The 19,588-nt window shown below is 74.9% G+C and carries 18 protein-coding genes; 12 read left to right on the top strand and 6 right to left on the bottom strand.

All coding sequences use genetic code 11. The annotated features are described in order from the left end of the window. Positions 1-68: 68 nt before the first annotated feature. On the top strand, positions 69-2,159 hold the full coding sequence (locus ACSNOA_RS19045; protein ID WP_436660106.1) for an amino acid transporter: 2,091 nt from the start codon (positions 69-71) through the stop codon (positions 2,157-2,159). Between the two features lie 157 nt (positions 2,160-2,316). Further along, a complete protein-coding gene (locus tag ACSNOA_RS19040) occupies positions 2,317-3,897 on the top strand; it encodes a hypothetical protein (protein ID WP_436660104.1) in 1,581 nt (526 codons plus the stop codon). 113 nt (positions 3,898-4,010) lie between these two features. Here ACSNOA_RS19040 and ACSNOA_RS19035 read toward each other — a convergent pair whose 3' ends face one another. Both ACSNOA_RS19035 and ACSNOA_RS19030 read right to left on the bottom strand, forming a co-directional pair. Beyond that, entirely contained in the window at positions 4,011-4,970 is a 960-nt protein-coding gene (locus ACSNOA_RS19035) for a TIGR03557 family F420-dependent LLM class oxidoreductase (protein ID WP_436660102.1), read from the bottom strand. 406 nt (positions 4,971-5,376) lie between these two features. Then, positions 5,377-5,583, bottom strand: coding sequence for a hypothetical protein (locus tag ACSNOA_RS19030; protein WP_436660101.1), 207 nt, complete (start codon positions 5,581-5,583; stop codon positions 5,377-5,379). Between the two features lie 253 nt (positions 5,584-5,836). Between ACSNOA_RS19030 and ACSNOA_RS19025 the strand changes: the two genes are divergently transcribed. Continuing rightward, positions 5,837-6,664: an L-threonylcarbamoyladenylate synthase gene (locus ACSNOA_RS19025; protein WP_436660100.1), complete on the top strand. Its 828-nt coding sequence runs from the start codon at positions 5,837-5,839 to the stop codon at positions 6,662-6,664. Positions 6,665-6,942: 278 nt separating this feature from the next. On the opposite strand, the gene ACSNOA_RS19020 is transcribed toward ACSNOA_RS19025, so the two are convergent. The 4 genes from ACSNOA_RS19020 to ACSNOA_RS19005 form a co-directional block, all read right to left on the bottom strand. Next, positions 6,943-8,217: a hypothetical protein gene (locus ACSNOA_RS19020; RefSeq protein WP_436660099.1), complete on the bottom strand. Its 1,275-nt coding sequence runs from the start codon at positions 8,215-8,217 to the stop codon at positions 6,943-6,945. Between the two features lie 218 nt (positions 8,218-8,435). Further along, complete coding sequence (locus tag ACSNOA_RS19015; RefSeq protein WP_436660098.1) at positions 8,436-9,785, bottom strand: FAD-dependent oxidoreductase; 1,350 nt, start codon at positions 9,783-9,785, stop codon at positions 8,436-8,438. A 7-nt stretch (positions 9,786-9,792) separates the two neighbouring features. After that, on the bottom strand, positions 9,793-10,137 hold the full coding sequence (locus ACSNOA_RS19010; RefSeq protein ID WP_436660097.1) for a TcmI family type II polyketide cyclase: 345 nt from the start codon (positions 10,135-10,137) through the stop codon (positions 9,793-9,795). An 83-nt stretch (positions 10,138-10,220) separates the two neighbouring features. After that, positions 10,221-11,066, bottom strand: coding sequence for an AfsR/SARP family transcriptional regulator (locus ACSNOA_RS19005; RefSeq protein ID WP_436660096.1), 846 nt, complete (start codon positions 11,064-11,066; stop codon positions 10,221-10,223). A 423-nt stretch (positions 11,067-11,489) separates the two neighbouring features. Between ACSNOA_RS19005 and ACSNOA_RS19000 the strand changes: the two genes are divergently transcribed. From ACSNOA_RS19000 to ACSNOA_RS18960, 9 genes are read left to right on the top strand one after another with little or no spacing between them, the layout of a single operon-like run. Next, positions 11,490-11,831 carry a TcmI family type II polyketide cyclase gene (locus ACSNOA_RS19000; protein ID WP_436660094.1) on the top strand — a complete coding sequence of 114 codons (342 nt, stop codon included), beginning with the start codon at positions 11,490-11,492 and terminating at the stop codon, positions 11,829-11,831. After that, positions 11,828-13,558: an acetyl-CoA carboxylase carboxyltransferase subunit alpha gene (locus tag ACSNOA_RS18995; protein WP_436660092.1), complete on the top strand. Its 1,731-nt coding sequence runs from the start codon at positions 11,828-11,830 to the stop codon at positions 13,556-13,558. Before ACSNOA_RS19000 ends, ACSNOA_RS18995 begins: the two co-directional genes overlap by 4 nt. Next, a complete protein-coding gene (gene accB / locus ACSNOA_RS18990) occupies positions 13,555-14,109 on the top strand; it encodes an acetyl-CoA carboxylase biotin carboxyl carrier protein (RefSeq protein ID WP_436660090.1) in 555 nt (184 codons plus the stop codon). Before ACSNOA_RS18995 ends, accB begins: the two co-directional genes overlap by 4 nt. A gap of 11 nt (positions 14,110-14,120) precedes the next feature. Next, positions 14,121-15,629, top strand: coding sequence for an acetyl-CoA carboxylase biotin carboxylase subunit (locus ACSNOA_RS18985; RefSeq protein WP_436660088.1), 1,509 nt, complete (start codon positions 14,121-14,123; stop codon positions 15,627-15,629). Positions 15,630-15,639: 10 nt separating this feature from the next. Then, the gene (locus ACSNOA_RS18980) at positions 15,640-16,362 is read left to right on the top strand and encodes an SRPBCC family protein (RefSeq protein ID WP_436660086.1); all 723 of its coding nucleotides are present in this window, start codon (positions 15,640-15,642) and stop codon (positions 16,360-16,362) included. Next, a complete protein-coding gene (locus ACSNOA_RS18975) occupies positions 16,355-16,759 on the top strand; it encodes a cupin domain-containing protein (protein WP_436660084.1) in 405 nt (134 codons plus the stop codon). The genes ACSNOA_RS18980 and ACSNOA_RS18975 overlap by 8 nt, the downstream gene beginning before the upstream one ends. Next, a complete protein-coding gene (locus ACSNOA_RS18970) occupies positions 16,756-18,027 on the top strand; it encodes a beta-ketoacyl-[acyl-carrier-protein] synthase family protein (RefSeq protein WP_436660083.1) in 1,272 nt (423 codons plus the stop codon). Before ACSNOA_RS18975 ends, ACSNOA_RS18970 begins: the two co-directional genes overlap by 4 nt. Further along, positions 18,024-19,271 (top strand): beta-ketoacyl synthase N-terminal-like domain-containing protein, encoded by a 1,248-nt coding sequence (locus ACSNOA_RS18965; RefSeq protein ID WP_436660082.1) that lies wholly within the window; start codon positions 18,024-18,026, stop codon positions 19,269-19,271. Before ACSNOA_RS18970 ends, ACSNOA_RS18965 begins: the two co-directional genes overlap by 4 nt. Continuing rightward, entirely contained in the window at positions 19,268-19,585 is a 318-nt protein-coding gene (locus ACSNOA_RS18960; RefSeq protein ID WP_436660081.1) for an antibiotic biosynthesis monooxygenase family protein, read from the top strand. The genes ACSNOA_RS18965 and ACSNOA_RS18960 overlap by 4 nt, the downstream gene beginning before the upstream one ends. Positions 19,586-19,588 lie beyond the last annotated feature (3 nt).

Here is a 19,588-nt window from a genome sequence, read left to right as displayed (position 1 = left end):
TTGCCCGGATGGGGGCGGGGGCCACCACCTACGGTCGGGTCAGGAGCCGGCGAGTTCGGGACGGGGACATGGCTGACGAGCACGGGGGCAGGCCACGGCGGGCGCACGGGCGCCGGCACCCGTCGGGGCGCGAGCCGGGGCAGCGGGCCGCGCGCGACCCGACCCGCCCCGAGCCGTCGGGCCGCCGGGTCGTCGTGCCCGAGCACGTGAAGAGCCCGGTCCGGCCCGGGCCGCCGCCCGGGCCGCTGCGCGCGTGGCTCTTCCGCCACCGGGTGCAGCCGGTCGGCCCCGAGGCGGTGGAGGGCCGGACCCGAGCGCACCCGTGGTGGCAGGTGATGTGCCTGACCGGGGTCGACTACTTCTCCACGCTGTCCTATCTGCCGGGCATCGCGGCGGTGGCCGCCGGTGCCCTGTCGCCGTTGGCCACGCTGCTCATCGTCGTCCTCACCCTGTTCGGCATGCTGCCGATGTACCGGAAGGTGGCCGGGGAGAGCCCGCACGGGCAGGGGTCCGTCGCCATGCTGGAGCGGCTGCTCCCGTTCTGGCGGGGCAAGATCTTCGTCCTGGTCCTGCTCGGCTTCGTGGCCACGTCGTGGATCATCACGATCACGCTCTCGGCGGCCGACGCGACCGTTCACCTGCTCGAGAACCCGAAGCTGCCCGACAGCCTCACCGGCCAGGGGGTCGCCGTCGCGGTGACCGTGGCGCTGCTGCTCGTCCTCGGCGGGGTGTTCCTGCTCGGGTTCCGGGAGGCGGTCGCGGTGGCCATTCCGCTGGTGGCCGTGTTCCTGGCGCTCAACGGGGTGATCGTGGCGGTGACCCTGGCCCGCATCGTGGGCGACCCGGGGACGCTCTCGCAGTGGAGGGACGCGCTCATGGCCGGCGCCAGCGGTCCCGGCGACGTGCTGGTGACCGCCGTGCTCGCCTTCCCGCTGCTGGTGCTCGGGTTGTCCGGGTTCGAGACCGGGGTGAGCATGATGCCGCTGGTGTCCGGCCGGGGCGCCGACCGCGAGGCGCGGCTGGCCGCCCGCATCCGCAACACCCGGCGCCTGCTCGCCACGGCCGCGCTCGTCATGTCGGTCTACCTGCTGCTGACCACGTTCGTCACGACCGTGCTCATCCCGCCCGAGGAGTTCCGGCCGGGCGGCGACGCGAGCGGGCGCGCGCTCGCCTTCCTCGCCCACGCCCACCTGGGCGAGGGCTTCGGCACGATCTACGACATCAGCAGCGTGCTCATCCTCTGGTTCGCCGGCGCGTCGGCGATGGCCGGGCTCATCAACATCGTGCCGCGCTACCTTCCGTCGTACGGCATGGCGCCCGAGTGGGGGCGGGCGGTGCGGCCGGTCGTGCTCGTCTACACCGTGGTCAGCATCGCCATCACCCTGGCCTTCCGGGCCGACGTCAACGCGCAGGCCGGCGCGTACGCCACCGGGATCCTGGCCATGATGGTCTCCGGCGCCGTTGCGGTGACCATCTCCACGCTCCGCCGGGGGCGGCGGGCCGCGACCGCCGGCTTCACGGTGCTCACCCTCGTGCTGCTGTACGCGCTGGGCGACAACATCGTGGAGCACCCGGACGGCATCGCCATCTCGGGCCTGTTCATCCTCGGCATCATCGTCGTCTCGCTGGTGTCCCGGGTCAGCCGCACCACCGAGCTGCGGGCCGAGCGGATCGAGTTCGACGAGCCGGCCCGGCGGTTCGTCGCCGAGTCGCTCGCGCACGACGGCCGGCTGCACCTGATCGCCAACAAGCGCGACAGCGGGGCGGTGAAGGAGTACACGCTCAAGGAGCGCGCGCAGCGGGCCATGAACCCGGTGCCCGGCGCCGCGGACGTGCTCTTCCTGGAGATCGATGTGATCGACCCGTCGGAGTTCAGCCACGTGCTGCGGGTGCACGGGGTGGAGGTCGGCGGGTTCCGCGTCCTGCGCGCCAGCAGCCCGGCCGCCCCGAACGCCATCGCGGCGATCCTGCTGGCGCTGCGCGACGTGACCGGCGTACGCCCGCACGCCCACTTCGAGTGGTCGGAGGGCAGTCCCGTCGCGCACCTGCTGCGCTACCTCATCCTGGGGCGCGGCGACACCCCGCCCGTGGTTCGGGAGATCATCCGCCGCAGCGAGCCGGATCCCGCCCGCCGGCCCGGGATCCACGTGGGCGGCTGACCGCCCGTCCGGATATGAATGGCAGGGTTATTCACGTTCACGCCTGACTGTCCGTAATGCGCCCGTATCGTGATTTTTGGTGGGCGGCGGCCTGTCGCTCACCCCGCGCCCGGTTCCGGCGCGGCAGTGATCACGCAGTCACGAGAGGCGGAGACGGATGTCCACGTACCGAGCGGGCCGGCGGGCAGGACGACCCAGACGACGGTCGCGATGGTTCTTAGCCGGTGGGTTGCTGGCGGGCAGCCTCGTGGTGGGCGCGGCGGGCGCCAGCGGCGTCGGCGCCATGGCGGCCGGGCGGGAGCTGCCCTTCCTCGATCCCGGCGGCGCCGCGAGCGTCCTACGCGGGGACGACGGCCAGCGGGAGGCCGGCGCCGACCCGGCGAAGCGCGAGCCGGCGGGCGACGGCGCCGGCCGCCCGGACGGGCGTACCGGGGACGGTCGGGACACCGGCGCGCGCGACCCCGGCGGCGAGCGCCGGGACGGTCCCGGCACGGGCCGTCACCCGGTGGTGTCGGTGCCCTGTGACGGCGCTCGGCTGGTGGCGGCCCTCGTCCAGGCCAATGCCGAGGGCGGCGGGTCGCTGCGCCTCGCGTCGAACTGCACGTACACCCTCACCGAGGCGTTCCACCAGCCCGACGAGTACGACGGCGGGATCCGCGACGCCCGGGAAGCGGCCGACGCCGCCGAGACCCCCGGCGACGCGGATGCGCCACCGCACAAGCCGGAGGACGACAAGGCCGGCCTGCCGGTGATCTACCAGGGGATCACGATCGACGGGGCCGGTGCCACCATCGAGCGGGACGTGCACGCCGAGGACTTCCGGTTCTTCACGGTGCGCGACGGCGGCGAGCTGACCCTGCGCAACGTCGCGCTCCGCAACGGCCGCTCCAAGATCGAGGGCGGCAGCATCCACGTCGTGCACGGCGCGACCGCCGTCGTCGAGCGCGTGACGGTCACCGGAAGCACCTCGCTCTCGCCGGAGGGCGGCGGCGGCGGGATCTTCAACGACGGCAACATGGTCGTCACCGACAGCACCTTCGTCGGCAACAGCGCGGCCGGCGCCGCGGGCAAGGGCGGGGGCCTGCTCAACGGCGGGGTGCTGACGCTGCGCGGCTCGCAGTTCCACCACAACAGCGCCAACGGGTACGGCGGCGGGCTCGGCAACTACCGGGGCGCGGCCGACGTGGACACCACCACGTTGTCCGAGAACAGCGCGGCCCAGGGCGGCGGCATCGCCAGCTTCTCGGCCCGCACCAAGGTCTTCGACACCAAGGTGCTCGGGAACACCGCGCAGGTCGGCGGCGGCATCGCGAACTCCGACGCCGTGATCGTGATGCGCGGCATGACGATCCGCGACAACACCTCGACCCTCAAGGGCGGCGGAATCTCGACGGTGAAGGGGCTGCTCCCGCTGGACGACAGCGTGGTCGCCGGCAACACCACCCACGGTGTCGGCGGGGGTATCCACGCCGACAAGTCGAACGTGCTCGTCCGGGGCAGCGATGTCACCGGCAACGAGGCGGTCGGCGCCACCTCGAAGGGCGGCGGGATCTACGCGACCGCCGGCCAGGTGTCCGTCTACACCAGCAAGATCGTCGGCAACAGCGCGTCCCTGGCGCCGGGCGGTCTCTTCGCCGAACACGCCCGGGTCCGCATCGACGACGAGAGTGTGGTCGTCGGTAACGAGCCCACCAACTGCGCGGGAAACACCGCGCCGGTCGCGACCTGCTTCCGCTGACGGCTGACGTATCACGGGGGGCGCACCCGCCCGTCCGCGGCGATCCGGGATCGCCGTGGGCGTGGCCGGGTGCGCCCCCCGCGCGTGCCGCGAGGCCGCCGCGCCGGACGCGCTCAGCCGAGCGAGCGCAGCCGCCCGGCGAGGTCGCCCGCGAAGAAGTCGAGGAAGCCGTCCGGGTCGGGGCCGGCGTTCTGCAGGACGATGTGGTCGAATCCCGCCTCGACGTAGCCGCGGACCTTCGCCACGTGCACCTCCGGGTCCGGCCCGATCGAGACGAACTGCCGGATGTGCTTCTCCTCCACGTACGCGCTGGCCGCGTCGAAGTTCACGGGGTTGGGCAGCTCGCTCATCACCTTCCAGCCGGTGACCAGCCACCGGCTGGTCTCCAGCACCGACTGCACCGCCTGCTGCTCGTCGGCCGCCCAGGACATCGGCGCCTCGGCGTAGCGCGGGCCCCGCCCGCCCGCGTTCCGGTACCGCTCGACGATGGCGCTCTCCGCCTCGGTGGCGAACAGACCGTCGCCGAGTTCCGCGGCCAGGGTCGCCGACTCTGATCCGCTCGCGGCCACGGCGATCACCGGCAGCGTCTCCGGCAGGTCGAACACCCGGGCGTCCTCCAGTTGCAGGTGCCGGCCCTCGTACGACTGGTAGCCGCCACTCCAGAGCAGCCGGATGATCTCCAACGCCTCCCGTAGCCGCTCGTGCCGTCCCCGGACGCTGGGGAAGCCCTGCCCGACGACGTGCTCGTTGAGCCGCTCGCCCGCGCCGACGCCGAGCGTGAAACGCCCGTCGGAGATCAGCGCCATGGTCGCGGCGGCCTGCGCGATGATCGCCGGGTGGTACCGGATGCTCGGGCAGGTCACCCCGGTCACCAGGCCGATGGTGCTGGTCTGCGCGGCGATCGAGCCCAGCATGCTCCAGGTGAAGCCGGAGTGCCCCTGGGTGTCGAGCCAGGGGTGGTAGTGGTCGCTCATCTCCACGAAGTCGAACCCGGCCTGCTCCGCGCGGACGGCCTGGCGAATGATCTCCTTCGGTGCGAAGCCCTCGGTGGAAAGCTTGTAGCCGATCTGCATGCCGGTGCTCCCCGTCCGGTCCGATGCTGGGCGACAGCCCTTCCCGCCGCCGCAGCCCACAAACACGACCCAGTCTCCTAGGACGGAGTAGGCGGTGTGACGGGTGCGGGGGGAACGGCCGTGCGGGGGCCGGCCGTGCGGGGCCGCGGCCGTGCGGGGCCGCTCGGGCCTGCTTGATCCACACCACCTCGGCGATCTGGCGGCATCCGGCGCGTCCGGATGCCGCCACATCGGCGATACGAAGTCGATCAAGCAGGCCGGCCGCGCGGGCCGTCGCGCGGTGGCCGTCGCGACGACGCCCCGGGAACGCCGGCCTGACATGGTGCGGCCCGCGCCGGGGAGGGGGCGCGGGCCGAGGTGATGGTCGGTCTGCCCGCGACCGTGCGGACGCGGACCGGCATCCGTCCTACTTGGACGGCTCGGGAAGCTCGCAGTCGATTCTCGGGTTCGCGCCGATGTAGTTCAGCGGCCCCGCCACGATGGTGACCAGAATCGTGCCGGCCTCCGCGCAGTTGGTGTCGTCGCCGCTGTAGTAGCCCCGCTGGCCGGCGGCGATGGCGCCGATGATCAGCCAGATGACGACGATGACTCCGAGTATCGACGAGCCACGCATGGCGTTCCTCCGAGGGGTCGTGGTGGTTTTCGAGGTGCAGGCGTTGTACCCAGTCGGCTCGAACGGCTAACGGTGTGGGCGACGGGGCCGGCGGATCGGCCGCCCGGACGGCCGCCGGGACCCGGTGGTACGACGGGGGATCGGCCGACGGCACCACGTCGCGTGCGGCAACTATCGGATCGAGGACCGATCTCGGCGCGGAGCGCGGTGGCGGACGTAGAACTGGCCTCAGGGCACCCGCCGAGGAGGAACCATGCCCGATCCGACACCGACCCGGTACATCGACCGTCCGGCCGACGTCGCCCACGCGGCCCGTGCGCTCGCCGACGGCGCGGTCGTCGCGGCGGCCTTCGGGAACTTCTACGCCCTCGTGACGCGCCCGGACGCGGAGACGGTGCGTCGCCTCAACCGGGCCAAGGGTCGGCCCCTCGACCAGGTGGGCAGCGTGACGGCGGCGGCGCAGCGGATACCCTCCATGTTCGACTGGTCGCGGATCTCGCCCCGGCTGCCCGAGCGGCGCGTACGCCAGCTCATGGACGCCCTCTACGGCGCCGGGCCGTTCGGCTTCCGCGGACCCGCCGCCGACCGGCTGCCGGCCCACCTCACCCGGGACGACCGGGGGATCCGTACGACCCAGGTGATCGCGCCGGGGTCGGGCTGCCTGTCGAACGCGTTCCTCGAGCGCGCGGCCGCCGAGGCGGGCGTGGACCACCTCTGCATCACCTCGGCCAACCGCTCCCACCACCTGACCGGCGCGGGGGAGGAGCCGGCGCACTGGAGGGCCGACGGGATCGCCGGGGACTTCGCGCACCTGCCCGACCTCGTCGTGCTCGCGCACCGCGACGAGGCCGCCGCGCGGGCCGCGTACCCCGGCTACCTGCCGACCTCCGTCACGCTGCTCTCCTTCCACCTGCCCGAGGGCGAGTGGGAGGAGCCCCCGGTGCTCATCGTGGACCGGCACGGCTCGCTGCACGTCGACGAGGTGCGCCGGGCCGCCGCGCCGCTCGGGCTCCAGGTGCGCCTGGGCGCGTCCGCCGGGCAGCGGCTGCGGGTCCGCGCGTACGACGGCGCGCTGGTGTGAGCGGGTACGCGCGCCACGTCGACGGTCAAGTGTGGCGGCAGAGGCGCCTCGGGTGGGCGGCCCCAGCTGCGGCGGGCGTCGGCGAGGGCCACGCCGGCCAGCACCAGCCGGATCCCTGCCCGGTATGCCGGTCTTCCGTGGGTTGTCCGCGAGGTGCCCGCCCGCCGCGTCGAGCCGTGCCGTGCCGAGGTGATCGACCCGGGTTCCCGGACGTCGTGGTGTCGCGACACCACGAACCGAGTCGATCACCTCTGCCGAGGGCGCCCGGCCCGGACCGGTCAGGCCGGGTCGGCGCCGTTCGGCCCGGACAGCGCCGTGGCGGCCTCGTCCGGCGCGCCCGCCAGCACCTTCGCCTGCTGCGGCCAGGTCGCCAGGCCGGGCGCCGCACGCAGCCCCGCGCCGCGGATGAGGTCGCGCAGCGCGGTCTCGTCCAGGTCGGCCAGCTGCCGGTACGTCCGGACGCCGGCGGCCTGCAGGGCGGCGGCCATCTTCGGCCCGACACCCTGGATGCGGCGGAAGTCGTCCACCTCCACCGCCGCCGGGGCCACCGGGCGGACCGGCGGGGTCGCCACCCCAGGGCGCCGTGGCGGGGCGGCCGGCAGGGTCCGGTCGTCGCCGGCCGGCTCTGCGGGCTGGTCCACGCCGGCCGGCGCGCCGGGCTGGTCCACGCCGGTCGGCGCGCTCGCGGCCCGCTCGTCGGCCTGTTCCGCGACGACCGGCCCGTCGGCTGCCTGGCCGCCGGCCGACGGCTCGTCGTCGAGCCGCCCGCCGCCAACCGGCTCCTCGTCGACGCGTGGGTCACCGGCCCGCTCGTCCGCCACCGGCGCCGCGTCCGCGGCCACCGGCACGGGTTCCGGGTCCACCGTTCCCCCGGCCGGCCGAGCGGCGGCCGCGTCGGGCTCCTGCTCGGTCTCGACCGGACCCGACGCCGTGCCGGCCGACGTTTCGAGGGGGGTCGTGTCGGGCTCCACCTCGGTCTCGACCGGTGCCGACGCCGTGGCGGCCGGCTCCCCGGCGGCGATGACGTCAGGCTCCACCGCGGCGCGGGCGTCCCGCTCGTCCGCCACGGGCTCGACCGGCGCCGCGACCGTGGTGGCCGGGGCCGTCTCGTCGGTCCGCTCGGCCGCCGGCACGGGTCGGGGCCCGACCACGGCGGCGGGCTCCGCCGCGTCCGCCGGCGCGGGGACCGGGTCGCCGGTCAGCGCCATGTCGGCGGGGTCGACGTCGGACGCGGGCGCCGCGTCACCGACCGGTACGGGCGCGGCGGAGCCCGCTCCGACCGGTGCGGCGCCGGGCCCGGCGGTGTCCACGGGTGCGGGCTCGTCGGCGACCGCGGTCGGCGCCGGGTCGATGGTGGCCGGTGCCGCCGCCGGCTCCGCCACGGCCTCGGGAGCCGGTGTGGCGAGCACGGCCGGCCCGGCCGGGTCGCCGTCCACGATGGACGTGCCGCCCCGGGTGCGCGCGTCACGCCAGCCGCGCAGCGCCCAACCGGAGGCCAGGCCGAACAGCAGGACCAGTATCACTGTGAGCGAGTGCCCGAAGGACCACGACATGGCAGACCCTCCCTCTCACCTCGTCGGAAAAATCAGTCACGTGAGAAAAACCCGCCGCAGCTTCGCATACGCGCGGCGGGTCCGTGAGGGAGGCTCGGCCGCCCGGCCCGGGCGTGGGACGCGGCGGCACCGGCGGTGCGCGGCGGGCGACGGAGCGTGGCCGGGAAGATGGCGACGACCCCGGCGCCGCACCGGCGCCGGGGTCGTACGGGAACTGGTCAGTCCTCCTCGCCCCGGTAGGTGTAGAAGTCGTCGACGAACTTGCGCCGCAGCCGGGGCACCCGGCTGGTGACGCCGAAGTAGCCGCGGGCGCCGAGTAGCGCGAGCCGGCCGACGACCGGCTTGTACATCCCGTCGTCCCCGTTGGTGCCGCTGCGGTTGAGCGAGTCGGCCACGCGGGCGAACCCGTACGGCACCATCGCCGCCTCGTAGTCGGCGACGGCCTGCACCAGCGTCTTCTCGCCGGCGGCCGCGAGCCGCAGCTGCCGGCAGAGCAGCGCGGCGTCGCGCAGCGCCGTGTTCGCGCCCACGCCGCGTCCCGGCGTCATGGTGTGGATCGCGTCGCCGAGCAGCGTGACCGTGCTGGCCTTCCACGGCGGCACCGGCTCGGAGGTGGTGACGCGGATGGGCAGGGCGCTGGCCGGGTCGCTGCGCATCAGGAGCTCACGCAGGTGCGGATGCCAGTTGCCCGTGAGGTCGAGCGCGACCTGCACCAGGTCGTCGCCGCGGCGCTGCAGCACGTCCGGCGGGAAGCGGCGGGCGGTGCTCCACACGACGAGGTTGATGTTGTCCCGGGTGGGATCGTGGGCGAGCCCGGGCCAGCGGGACAGCAGGGCGGCGTCGGCCTCGCTGACGCCCGGCTTGAGCCGGCCGTCGGCGTCCCACTTGAAGTCCATGACGTGGAGGACGCCCATCATCCCGCCGGTGCCGAAGATCAGCGAGATGCCGCGCTGGAGCCGCTCGGGCAGGAGCGAGCGGGTGTGCGGGGTGAGCGGGATGCGGGTGGCGATGTTGACGGTGCCGGCGTCGCGGGTGACGGCGTGCGGCAGGTACTGCCGGCGGACGGCGGAGTGGGTGCCGTCCGCGGCGACGAGCAGGTCACCCGTGGCGCTGCTGCCGTCGGCGAAGTGGGCGGTGACGGTGCCGTCGTCACGCTGCTCGTAGTGGGTGAACGTCCGGTCGAAGTGGACCACGTCCTCCATGCCCGTGAGCAGGACCTGCCGCAGGGTCATCCGGGCCACCGACCGCTCGGTGTCGACGGGGTGGGTGTCGGGGCGCAGCTCGAACGACGCCGTCTGGCGCAGGCCCTGGGTGAGGACGTTGAACCAGCGCGGGGAGCGGGCGCAGGTGGCCAGGTAGACGGCGAACAGTTCGGGTGGGAGGCACTCCCGCAGCGCCCGGCTGCCGGTGGGGCCGATGCCCACCCGGTAGCCGAGCAGGCCCTCCCCGCGGGTCCGGTACCGCTCGTAGACGTCGACGCCGATCCCGGCGCGGCGCAGCCCGTGCGCCAGGCACATCCCGCCGGTGCCGGCGCCGATGACGAGCACGTGCGGCGCTGTGGCGGACACGGCGGCCTCAGCCGGCGGCGCGGGGCGCGGGGACGCCGGCGTCCCACCGGTAGAAGCAGCTCGCGATCGCGTCGCGCGGGGAGCGCCAGGTCGGCAGGTACGGCGAGGTGTGCGCGGAGAGGCGCTCGTTGACCTGCCGGTAGAGCGGGTGCGTACGGGCGGAGGCAAGCGTCTCCGGGTCGATGTCCGCGGTCTCCATGAGGTGGACGCAGACGTCGTGCAGGCAGTACAGCGACCGGTGGGTGACCCCGGTGAGGCCGGGCAGCTCGGTCGCGTCGGACTCGGCGAAGATCTGGGCGACCCGGCCCTCCGCGCCGGGGACGATCCTGCTCACGATCAGAAGACGGCTCATCCGGACCCCTTCCAGCGGTGACCCCCACCGGGCCACGGGACTGCTGTGCCGCCCACCGTGCCCGCCCGCCTGTCACCTGCCCGTCACGCGTTGCGGCGGGACGGTGACGCCGGCCGGGCCGGGCCTCCCGGGGCCCGCGCGGGATGCCCCGGAGCGCGGCGCGGGGTGGCCGCGCCGTCCCGGCTGGCCCGGCGGATCGGGGCGAGCGTGTCGTCGAGCAGCGCGCACATGGCCGGCGACGGTTCCAGCCGCAGCTCGCGCCGGAGCAGGTCCCGGTAGACGTAGAAGGCGTGCACCGCCTCGAAGGCGTTGCCCTCGGCCAGGTGGATGCGCACCACGAGCCGGTGGGGCGTCTCACGCAGCGGCTCGGCGGCCATCGCCTCCAGCGCGGCCTCCAGGGCCTCACCGTGCCGGCCCGCCGCCAGGTGCTGGCCGGCGACCTGTTCCAGCATGTGCAGGCGCAGTTGCCGCAGCCGTTCCCGCTCCAGCAGCACCCAGTCGTCGTACCAGCCGGGCAGCAAATCGTGCCGCCCCGCGGCGAGCGCCCCGGCCGCGGCGCGCGGGCAGACGCCGTCACGTACCCGACCGGCCGTGCCCACCAGCTCGTCCACGTCGAGCCGGACCGCCGGGTCGAGCCGTACGGTGTCGGTGCTGACCTCCAGGGGGCAGCACGGGTCCTGCCGCAGCCGCCACAGGGCCGTACGCAGTGACGACAGCGCCCGCTCCTCGGGCGCGTCGGGCCACAGCAGCCCGGCCAGCTCGCAGCGGGTGGCGCCGGGGCGGAGCCCGATCAGCGCGATCACCCGTTGCAGGCCGCGGGGCACCACCACCGGCGTGTCGTCGTGCAGCAACCGGAACCCACCGAGTAGATGGAGTGAGACGCCGGCGCCGGGACACGACCCGGTCGGCGCGGACGGATCAGCGGCCACGGCGGCACCCCCTGCGGAACGCTCGTCCCGACTGTCTGCTGTGTCCCCGGCGCGGCTGCCCGTGACGCCGCTGTCGTCGCTCGCCGAGGGCGCGGCGTCGCGCCGGGGCCGCCGGGCTGACCGTGACGAAGATTATCAATGATGGTCACTCTGGGTCAACAGTCGGGTGTGCTGGCGGTCGACCCGCAGGAAACCGTGAGAGCGGCTCTGAACTGCCCATTGTGCTCGTCGGGACGGCTCCGAACGCGCGTGACTCATAGCCGGTACACAGCTTGCGTCAACGCAGCGTCACCACCTGCCGTCGCCGGGCCATCGGCCGCGGTGACGCCCGCGTGACGAGCGACGACCCATCGTGGCAGTCGTCCGGCTTGCCCGGCTCCGCCCGCCCACGGCCGGCGGACGTCCTGTGAGGAGGCCCGTTGCATGGACCGATCGCTGATCGTCGCGAAGGTGGTCCCGAGCGCCGAGGCGCAGGTCGCCGAGATCTTCGCCGACTCCGACGCCACCGAGCTGCCGCACCTGGCCGGGGTGCGGCACCGGTCGCTGTACCGGCTGCACGACCTGTACGTGCACCTGTTGGAGACCGAGCTGCCGGGTGACGAGGCGGTGCGGGCCGCCCGGGAGCATCCCGAGTTCGACCGGGTCAGCGCCCGGCTGCGGCCGTACATCTCGCCGTACTCGCCGACGTGGCGCTCGCCCCGCGACGCCATGGCGCGCTGCTTCTACCGCTACGACGCCCCCGCGCCCGTGGGACGGCGGCCGTGACCGCCACCGCGCCCCGCGAGGAGCAGCTCTGGTCGCGCTGCACAGGCTGCGCGACCCTGCTCTACCGCAAGCGGCTGCGCCGCAACCTCGACGTGTGTCCCGAGTGCGGGGTCCACGCCCGGCTCAGCGCGCCGGACCGGGTGCGCCAGCTGGCCGACCCGGGGTCGTTCCGGCCGCTGCCCGACAGCCCCGCCGACGTGGACCCCATCGGGTTCGTCGACGTGGTGCCGTACCCGCACCGGATCACCGCGGCCCGCGCGGGCACCGGGCTCGCCGAGGCCGTCCTCTGCGGCACCGCCACCCTCGGCGGCCACCCGGCCGCCCTCGCGGTGATGGACTTCCGCTTCCTCGGGGGCAGCCTTGGCTGCGCGGTCGGCGAGCTCATCACCCGCGCCGCCGAGCGCGCGCTGGACGACCGGGTGCCGCTGGTCCTCGTGACCGCCTCCGGCGGGGCGCGGATGCAGGAGGGCGTGCTGTCGCTGATGCAGATGGCCACCGTGAGCCAGGCGATCGCCGCGCTGCGCGAGGTGGGACTGCTCACGGTGAGCGTGCTCACCGACCCCACGTACGGCGGGGTGGCCGCCTCGTTCGCCACCAACACCGACGTGGTGCTCGCCGAGAGCGGCGCCCGGATGGGTTTCGCCGGCCCCCGCGTGATCCGCCAGGTCACCGGCCGGGCACTGCCCGAGGGCTTCCAGACCGCCGACTTCCTGCTGCGGCACGGCCAGGTCGACATGGTGGTGCCGCGGCGCGCCCTGCGCGGGCGGCTGGTCGCGCTGCTCGCCGCCGCTCGGGCCGGACGCGCGTCGGCCACCGCGCCGCCCCGCGTTCCCACGGCGGCGGCCCGTCCCGTCGTACCCCGGCAGCAGACTCCGCCGGCGGCGGAGGCGGACCCGGCGGCGTCGACCGGGGCGGACCCCTGGACGACCGTACGACTGGCCCGGCACCCCGGCCGGCCCACGACGCTGGACTACCTCGACTCGGCCTTCGACGGCTTCGTCGAGATGCACGGCGACCGGCTCGGCGGCGACTGCCCGGCCGTGGTCGGCGGGTTGGCCCGGCTCGACGGCCGGCCGGTCATGGTGATCGGCCACCAGAAGGGGCACACCACCGCCGAACTCGTCTCCCGCAACTTCGGCATGGCGAGTCCGGCCGGGCACCGCAAGGCCCTGCGGCTCATGCGCCTCGCCGCCCGGCTCGGCCTGCCGGTCGTCACCCTCGTGGACACCCCCGGCGCGGACCCCGGCGTCGACGCCGAGGAGCAGGGCCAGGCCGCGGCCATCGCGGAGAACATCCTCGCCCTCACCGTGCTGCCCACCCCGGTCGTCACCGTCATCACCGGCGAGGGCGGCAGCGGCGGCGCCCTCGCGCTGGCCGTCGCCGACCGCGTGCTCATGCTCGAGCACGCCGTCTACTCGGTGATCAGCCCGGAGGGGTGCGCCGCGATCCTCTGGCCGGACCGCTCGGCGGCGCCGGAGGCGGCGCGGGCGTTGCGGCTGACCGCGCCGGACCTGCACCGGCTCGGCGTGGTGGACGAGATCGTCCCGGAGCCCCCGGGCGCCGCGCACGGCGACCCGGAGGCCGCCGCGCGGGCGCTGGGGGAGGCGGTGCGGGCCAACCTGCTGCCGCTGCTCGACATGTCGGCGGCCACCCTGGTGCGGCGACGCCGGCAACGGTTCCGGCGGTTCGGCGCGGCCCGGGCCGGCATCCGGTCGGGTGCCCGGTGACCGCCGGGACGGCCCGCTTCGACGTGGCGCCACCGGCGCGCGACCGGAGCGCCGACGGAGCGGGCGGGCGGAGCGCCGACGGGGCGGTCGGACGGGGCGGCGCCGACGCCGTGCTGGCCGGCCTGCGCCGGCACGCCCGGCAGGTGGTCGCCGAACTGCCCGGCCCGGTGCGCCGGCTGCGACTGAGCAGCGGTGACACCGTGCTCGAGGTCGAGTGGCACGACCCGGGGGCCATGGCCGCCGTGCCGGAGCCGGCGGCGCCGCCCGAGCCGCGCCCGGCCGCGGCGCCCCCGGTCGAGCAGGCCGCCGACGCCATGGTGGTCCGCTCGCCGATCGTCGGGACCTTCTACCGGGCCCCGGAGCCCGGCGCCGCGCCGTTCGTGGCCGTGGGCGACGTGGTCCGGCCCGGGCAGGTGATCGGGATCGTCGAGGCCATGAAGCTCATGAACGAGGTCACCGCGGACCGGGCCGGCCGCGTGGCCGCCGTGCTGGCCGACGACGGCCAGCCGGTGGAGTACGACCAGCCGCTGGTCGCCCTGGATCCGGCCTGAGGTGGTGCGGGATGTTCGAGAAGGTGCTGATCGCCAACCGGGGTGAGATCGCCCTGCGGGTGCTGCGCGCCTGCCGCGAGCTGGGCGTACGGACGGCGGTGGTGTACTCGGCCGCGGACGCCGACTCGGCGGCCGTACGCCTCGCCGACGAGGCCGTCCGGATCGGTCCGGCGGCCAGCCGGCGCAGCTACCTCAACGCGGCGGCGATCGTGGAGGCGGCGCGGCAGGTCGGCGCCCAGGCCGTGCATCCCGGGTACGGCTTCCTCTCCGAGGACGCCGACTTCGCCGAAATCTGCGCCGGAAACGGGCTGACCTTCATCGGCCCGCGCCCCGCCGTGATGGCGGCGCTCGCCGACAAGTCATCGGCCCGGGCCCTCATGAGCCGCGCCGGGTTGCCGCTGCCGGCCGGCAGCGTCGAGCCGGTGCCCACCGCGGAGGCCGCCGTCGAGGTGGCCGCGGAGATCGGCTACCCGGTCATCGTCAAGGCGGCCGCCGGCGGCGGCGGTCGGGGCATGACCGTGGTGGAGTCGCCCGCCGACCTGCCCCGGGCGTACGCGAGGACCCGGGCCGCGGCACAGGCGGTGTTCGGCGACGACCGGGTGTACGTCGAGCGGTACCTCACCGACGCCCGGCACGTCGAGGTCCAGGTGCTCTGCGACGCGCACGGCAACGGCGTGCACCTGGGCACCCGGGACTGCTCGGTGCAGCGGCGGCACCAGAAGCTCGTCGAGGAGGCGCCTGCTCCGGCGCTGTCCGCCGGCACGCTCGACGCGATCGCGGCGACCGCCCTGCGGGGCGCGCTCGAGGTCGGGTTCACCGGGGCCGGCACGCTGGAGTTCCTGGTCGACGCCGCGGAGCGGTTCCACTTCCTGGAGATCAACTGCCGGATCCAGGTGGAACACCCCGTCACCGAGATGATCACGGGGATCGACCTGGTGCACGAGCAGCTGCACATCGCCGCGGGAGTGCCGCTGCGCTGGCGGCAGGACGAGATCCGCCCGCACGGCGTGGCCGTGGAGTGCCGGGTCAACGTGGAGGACCCGGACCGCGGCTTCGCGCCGACGCCGGGGCGCCTGGAGCGCTTCGTCCCGCCCGGCGGCCCCTTCACCCGGGTGGACACCCACGGCCGGCCCGGCTACGTGGTCGGCCCGCACTACGACTCGCTGCTGGCCAAGGTGGCGGTCTGGGCGCCGGACCGCGAGCTGGCGCTCGGTCGGCTCGAACGTGCCCTCGACGAGTTCGACGTGGCCGGGCCGGGCGTGCGGACGACCATCCCGTTCGTACGGCGGGTGCTCGACGACGCCGAGTTCCGCAAGGGCCGCCACACCACGGGCCTCGTCGACCGGCTCCTCGCCGCCTCGGCGCCCGGCCCCGACCAGGCCGCTTCCGCACCGGCCGCCTCCGCATCGGCCGACCAGGCCGTTCCCGCACCGGCCGAGCCGGTCGCTTCCGCACCGGCCGACCCGGCTCCGTCCGCGCCCCGCCCACCGGCCACCGCCGCCCAGCCCGACGCCCACTGAGGAGGACTTCATGACCGTCACGCGAGGACACCCGCTGGCCGCCGAGATCACCGACATCCTGGTGGCGCACTGCGGGCTGGACGCCGACACCGCCGCCCGTGCCCCCGCCGCCTCCCTCGAGGAACTCGGCCTGGACTCCCTCGCTCTACTCGAACTGTCCGCGGTCGTCGCCGACCGGTACCGGGTGCAGATCCCCGAACAGGCCGCGCAGCTCAGCATCCCGGCGGTGGCCGACCTGGTGGCCCGGCGCAGCGAGCAACCGGGGCACACCGAGAACAGCGTGGTGATCGCCGCGCCGCTGCCGCTGGTCTGGGACGTCACCAACGACGTGGCGAACTGGACGGAGCTGTTCACCGAGTACGCGGTCGTGGAGATCCTGCACCGGGAGGGGGACACGGTGCGCTTCCGCCTCACCATGCACCCCGACGAGAACGGGACGGTGTGGAGCTGGGTCAGCGAGCGCACCGCCGACCCGGCCACGCGGGAGGTGCACGCCCACCGGGTGGAGACCGGGCCGTTCGAGTACATGCGCATCCACTGGCGCTACGCCGAGGAACGGGAGGGCACCCGGATGACCTGGGTGCAGGACTTCGCCATGAAGCCGACCGCGCCCGTGGACAACGCCGGCATGACCGAGCGGATCAACGCCAACAGCGCCGTGCAGCTCGCCGTCATCAAGGAACGGATCGAGCGGCGGGTGCAGACCCAAGCGGCGGGAGGCGGCGATGACTGAGCGGACGCTGGGACCGGTCGCCGCCCGGGACGTGCCGGCCGACCGGCGCCGTGGCGGCGAGCTGAGGGTCCTGCTCGGCCCGCGTACGGTCGGGAGCACGTCGGGCTTCCTGGGGGTGGCCGCGCTGGCGCCGGGGGAGCGGATCGCCGAGCACTACCACCCGTACAGCGAGGAGTTCCTGTACGTGGCCCGCGGCGCGATCACCGTGGACCTGGACGACCGGCCGGTGCCGTTGGGCGCGGGCGAGGCGTTGTTCGTGCCGGTGAACGTCCGGCACCGGTTGCGCAACACCGGCGACGAGCCGGCCGAGGTGGTCTTCCACCTGGGGCCGCTCGCGCCCCGGCCGGAACTCGGCCACGTCGACACCGAGATGCCCGAGCAGCGGGGCGCGTCGTGACCGGGCGCCGCACGGTGGTGACCGGGATCGGCGTGGTCGCACCGGGCGGCGCCACCCGGGACCGGTTCTGGAAGTCGATCACCGAGGGGCGGACGGCGACCCGGCGGATCACCTTCTTCGACCCGTCGCCGTTCCGGTCCCGGATCGCCGCCGAGTGCGACTTCGACCCGGTCGCCGCCGGCCTCGCGGAGGCCGAGCTGCGGCGGGCCGACCGGTACGTCCAGTTCGCGCTGGCCTGCGCCGACGAGGCGGTCGCCGACGCGGGCCTGACACTCAGCGACGCCGAGCGCGAGCGCGCCGGCGTGGTGCTCGGCACGGCGGTGGGCGGCACCATGGCCCTGGAGCAGGAGTACGTGGCCGTGAGCGACGGTGGCCGTCACTGGCTCGTCGACCCCGCCCACGCCGGCCCGCACCTGTACCAGGCGCTCGTGCCCAGCAGCCTGGCCGCCGACGTGGCCGTCCGGCACCGGCTGCACGGGCCGGCCCAGGTGGTCTCGACCGGCTGCACCTCCGGCATCGACGCCATCGGGTACGGCCACCAGCTCATCGCCGACGGCGAGGCCGACGTGGTCCTCGCGGGCGCCGCCGACTCGCCGATATCACCGGTCACCGTCGCCTCGTTCGACGCCATCAAGGCGACCAGCCCGGACAACGACGACCCCGCGCACGCCTCCCGCCCGTTCGACGCCGACCGGCGCGGCTTCGTGCTGGCCGAGGGGGCGGCGGTGCTGGTGCTGGAGGAGGCCGGGCACGCCCGGCGGCGCGGCGCGCACGTCTACTGCGAGGTCGCCGGGTACGCGAGCCACAGCAACGGCTACCACATGACCGGGCTGCGGCCCGACGGCGTGGAGATGGCGCTCGCCGTCACGGCCGCCCTGCGACAGGCCCGGCTCGCCCCCGAGCAGGTCTCCTACATCAGCGCGCACGGCTCCGGGACCCGGCAGAACGACCGGCACGAGACGGCCGCGTTTAAGCGGGCGCTCGGCGACGTCGCCTACCGGGTGCCGATCAGCTCCATCAAGTCCATGGTCGGGCACTCGCTGGGCGCCATCGGCTCGATCGAGATGGCCGCCTGCGCCCTCGCCATCGAGTTCGGCGTGGTCCCGCCCACGGCCAACTGGACGACCCGGGACCCGGAGTGCGACCTGGACTACGTGCCGAACGAGGCGCGTGAGCTGCCCGTGGACGTGGCGCTCTCGGTGGGCAGCGGGTTCGGCGGCTTCCAGTCGGCGATGATCTTCCGGCGCCTCGCGAAGGCCGCGGCGTGACCGCCCGGGCGGTGGTCACCGGCATCGGGGTGGTGGCCCCGAGCGGGATCGGCGCGGCGGCGCACTGGCGTACGGTGCTGACCGGCGCCCGGCGCACCGGACCGATCACGCTGTTCGACCCGGCCGGCTACCCGACCCGCCTCGCCGGCGAGGTGCCCGGTTTCGACGCGACGGCGTACGCGGAGAGCCGCCAGCTCGTGCAGACCGACCGGTGGACGCACCTGGCGTTCGCCGCCACCCGGTTGGCCCTCGCCGACGCGGGGCTCCCGCAGAGCTCGCCCGACCCGTACGGCTACGCCGTCACCCTCGCCAGCTCCTCGGGGGGCAACCTGTTCGGGCAGCGGGAGCTGCAGCGGCTGTGGGGCGGCCCGTCGCGCACCGTCGGGGCGTACCAGTCGATCGCGTGGTTCTACGCGGCCAGCGTGGGGCAACTGTCGATCCACCACCAGTTCAAGGGGCCGTGCGGGGTGCTCGTGAGCGAGGCCGCCGGTGGCCTCGACAGCCTCGCCCACGCGGTCCGGTCGATCCGCCGGGGCACCCCCGTGGTGATCGCGGGCGGCACCGAGTGCCCCCTGAGCCCGTACGCCCTCACCTGTCAGCTCGCGAACGGTCTGCTCAGCGACGTTGCCGACCCGGAGCGGGCCTACCGGCCGTTCGACGCCGCGGCCAGCGGCTACCTGCCGGCCGAGGGCGGCGCGGTCTTCGTGGTGGAGGAACTGGGACACGCGCTGGCCCGGGGCGCGCGGATCCACGGCGAGCTGACCGGGTGGGGCGCCACCCACGACGCCGCGCACACCGGCCCGACGAGCGCCGGCGACCCGGCCCAGTACGCGCGGGCCATGCGGCTGGCCCTGGACCGGGCCGGCGTCGGGCCCGACGAGGTGGACGTGGTCCTGCCCGACGCGCTCGGCGTGCCGCGCTACGACCGGGCCGAGGCCACCGCGCTGCGCGCCGTGTTCGGCGACCGGCCGCCGCCGGTGAGCACGGCCAAGCCGCTGACCGGCCGGGCGCACCAGGGCGGCGCGGCGCTGGACGTGGCCACCGCGCTGCTCGCCTTCCGGCACGACACGCTGCCGGCCTCGGCCGCGCCGGACGAGGTGGCACAAGGCTGCGAACTCGACTTCCTGCGCGAGCACCGGACACCCCGCGGCCGGGTGGCACTGGTCTGCGCGCGGGGCTTCGACGGGTACAACAGCGCGCTGGTCCTGCGCGGGGCGGCGCCGGCGAGGGAGGGCGACGGATGAGTGGACAGCGGGCCCGGGTGGTGTTCCTGGTGCGGGTGCCGACCGAGCGGACCGCGGCGTTCCTGGCCGCGTACGAGGCGATCCGACACCAGGTGGCGGGCGGGGTGGCGGGGCACCTCGTCGACCAGGTGTGCCGCTCGTCGGCCGACCCGGAGCAGTGGCTCATCACCAGCGAGTGGGCGAGCCTCGCCGACTTCGAGACCTGGGAACGCAGCCCCGAGCACCGCGATCTGGTGCGACCGATGCGCGAGTGCTTCACCGACGCCCGCTCGCTGCGGTTCCACATCCACGCGCAGACACCGGCGCCGGCCTGAACG

Source organism: Micromonospora sp. URMC 103 (assembly GCF_051386435.1).
In the GTDB taxonomy this organism is placed as follows: domain Bacteria; phylum Actinomycetota; class Actinomycetes; order Mycobacteriales; family Micromonosporaceae; genus Micromonospora.
Note: the sequence above shows the minus strand (reverse complement) of the source record. Positions and strands in the feature narration are given on the sequence as shown.

Bases quoted from the DNA above. Each gene is read 5' to 3' on its own strand.
- ACSNOA_RS19025 (WP_436660100.1), top strand. From the start codon at position 5,837: ATGCCCGATCCGACACCGACCCGGTACATCGACCGTCCGGCCGACGTC.
- ACSNOA_RS18985 (WP_436660088.1), top strand. From the start codon at position 14,121: ATGTTCGAGAAGGTGCTGATCGCCAACCGGGGTGAGATCGCCCTGCGG.
- ACSNOA_RS19040 (WP_436660104.1), top strand. From the start codon at position 2,317: ATGTCCACGTACCGAGCGGGCCGGCGGGCAGGACGACCCAGACGACGG.
- ACSNOA_RS19035 (WP_436660102.1), bottom strand. From the start codon at position 4,970: ATGCAGATCGGCTACAAGCTTTCCACCGAGGGCTTCGCACCGAAGGAG.
- ACSNOA_RS19030 (WP_436660101.1), bottom strand. From the start codon at position 5,583: ATGCGTGGCTCGTCGATACTCGGAGTCATCGTCGTCATCTGGCTGATC.
- ACSNOA_RS19045 (WP_436660106.1), top strand. From the start codon at position 69: ATGGCTGACGAGCACGGGGGCAGGCCACGGCGGGCGCACGGGCGCCGG.
- ACSNOA_RS18960 (WP_436660081.1), top strand. From the start codon at position 19,268: ATGAGTGGACAGCGGGCCCGGGTGGTGTTCCTGGTGCGGGTGCCGACC.
- ACSNOA_RS18980 (WP_436660086.1), top strand. From the start codon at position 15,640: ATGACCGTCACGCGAGGACACCCGCTGGCCGCCGAGATCACCGACATC.
- ACSNOA_RS19000 (WP_436660094.1), top strand. From the start codon at position 11,490: ATGGACCGATCGCTGATCGTCGCGAAGGTGGTCCCGAGCGCCGAGGCG.
- ACSNOA_RS19010 (WP_436660097.1), bottom strand. From the start codon at position 10,137: ATGAGCCGTCTTCTGATCGTGAGCAGGATCGTCCCCGGCGCGGAGGGC.
- ACSNOA_RS18975 (WP_436660084.1), top strand. From the start codon at position 16,355: ATGACTGAGCGGACGCTGGGACCGGTCGCCGCCCGGGACGTGCCGGCC.
- ACSNOA_RS19020 (WP_436660099.1), bottom strand. From the start codon at position 8,217: ATGTCGTGGTCCTTCGGGCACTCGCTCACAGTGATACTGGTCCTGCTG.